1 protein-coding gene is annotated in these 2,362 nt (G+C 64.7%); it reads left to right on the forward strand.

The genetic code is table 11. The features are described from left to right. Positions 1-119 precede the first annotated feature (119 nt). The coding region (lon, locus tag ACH2DW_RS15280; protein ID WP_394930603.1) for an endopeptidase La at positions 120-2,362 on the forward strand (2,243 nt) is incomplete at its 3' end.

Raw genomic sequence — 2,362 nt, forward strand, 5'->3', positions numbered from 1 at the left:
TCGGTGGCTCGGTGGCTCGGTGGCTGGCTGGCTCGGTGGCTGGGTTTCGAGCGTATTCCCGAATTTGGTGTGAATCTTGAGTCGTTGGCACTCAGGTTGTTTGTGCCTAGCGTGGTCACATGTCGAACACCTCCTCAGCAACACCGCCACCGGCCACACCCGTCACGACCATTCGCCTCCCCATCGCGCACCTCCCGAGTGCTGTGCTTCCTGGCGCCACGGTCACGCTGACCCTCGCCACCGACGCCCTGCGCCTGGCGATTACTGCTGCCACAGAGTTGAACGATTCGCGACTGCTCCTGACCGGGGGCGACGAAGACGAACTGGCCGTGGTGGCGCGCGTCCCGAACGTGGGCAATCTGCCGACTGGTGAGTCGGCAGCGATTGTCCGCGTCGAAGGCCGAGCGCGGATCACGTCGACGCAGGTCGAATCCGGAGCGGCAACATTTGCCGAAGCTGAACTGTTGATCGACGGACCGTCAAGCGCGTCGACCACAGCGGCAACGCGTGAACTACGCGCCACCCTTGAGCTCATCGCCGAGAAGCGCAACTCGCGTCGCTTGCCCGAACTCCTCCGGACAATCCAGGAACCTGGCGCGCTCGCTGATGCCGTGGCGCTTTGGGCTGAATTCTCCGACGACAACCGGCTCGTCGTGCTGCGCGCGACCGACGTCGCGGACCGCGTCGATGCACTTCACTCGTGGGCGCGCAATCACCTCAACGAGTTGCAGGTCGCCGAGACGATTCGCAACGACGTCAGCGAAGGCATGGACAAGCAGCAGCGTGAGTATCTGCTGCGCCAGCAAATGGCATCCATTCGAAAAGAACTCGGTGAAGGCGACGAGGACGTCACCGACGAGTACCGCGCGAAGTTGGCGGATCTCGACGCGCCCGAATCGGTCAAGATTGCCATCGACAAGGAGCTCGACCGGTTTGAGCGGATGAGTTCCCAGTCACCCGAGCACTCATGGATCCGCACCTGGCTCGACCGCATCTTCGAGATGCCGTGGGGCGAGCGCAGTGACGACAACATCGATCTCGACGACGCGCAGACGGTGCTCGACGCTGATCACTACGGCCTCGACGATGTGAAGGATCGCATCGTCGAGTTCCTCGCCACGCGCAAGCTTCGCCACGAGCGCGGCCTCGACGCTCGCGTCGATGCCGACGGCGAACGAACCGCCCGCGGGCACGGGTCGGTCATCACCCTCATCGGTCCGCCCGGGGTCGGCAAGACCAGCCTCGGTGAGTCGATTGCACGAGCCATGGGCCGCGAGTTTGTTCGTGTTGCCCTCGGTGGTGTCCGCGACGAGTCCGAGATCCGCGGCCACCGCCGCACGTACGTCGGCTCGCAGCCTGGGCGAATCGTCCGTGCGCTGCAGGAAGCCAAGACGATGAACCCGGTCATCCTGCTCGACGAGGTCGACAAGCTGGCCGCCGGCGGCTGGTCCGGCGACCCGACCGCAGCGTTGCTCGAAGTCCTCGACCCCGCGCAGAACCACACGTTCCGCGATCACTACCTCGAGGTCGACTTGGACCTGTCCGAAGTGGTCTTCATCGCTACGGCCAACGTTGCCGACACCATCCCGGGCCCGCTGCTCGACCGGATGGACCTCGTCCGCCTTGATGGTTACACGGAGGCAGAGAAGACTTTCATCGCACACCGCTACTTGCTTCCGCGACAGATCGAACGTGCTGGCTTGGAGCCCGACGAGGTCACGGTCGACGACGCCGTGATCAGCTCGATCATCTCCGGCTGGACCCGAGAGGCGGGCGTGCGCTCACTCGAACGCGAGTTGGGCCGACTGGTGCGCAAGGTCACCGCGAAGGTGGCAACGGGTTCGGACACGCCGATCGCCATCGGCGCGGACGAGCTGACCGACTGGATCGGTCGACGCAAGGTCGACGACGAAGTGATCGACCGAACCGACACACCTGGCGTGGCCACGGGACTCGCAGTCACCGGTGCCGGCGGCGACGTGCTCTTCGTCGAAACCACGGCCTTCCCGACCGGGCCCGACTCCGAACCGGGCCTGACGTTGACCGGTCAGCTCGGTGACGTGATGAAGGAGTCCGCCCAGATCGCGCTGAACTATGTGCGGTCACACACCGACGAACTGGGCCTTGACCCGGAGTCGATGCGCCAGCGCTTCCATGTGCATGTGCCAGCCGGCGCGATCCCGAAGGACGGCCCGTCTGCGGGCATCACGATGACCACGGCCCTGGTGTCGTTGCTGTCCGGCCGGGCAGTCAAGCCAACTGTCGGGATGACCGGCGAGATCAACCTGCAGGGTCAGGTGCTCCCCATTGGCGGCTTGAAGCAGAAGATTCTTGCAGCCCATCGCATGGGTCTCACCGAAGT

Origin of the sequence: uncultured Ilumatobacter sp. (assembly GCF_963980585.1) — a bacterium.
In the GTDB taxonomy this organism is placed as follows: Bacteria; Actinomycetota; Acidimicrobiia; order Acidimicrobiales; family Ilumatobacteraceae; genus Ilumatobacter_A.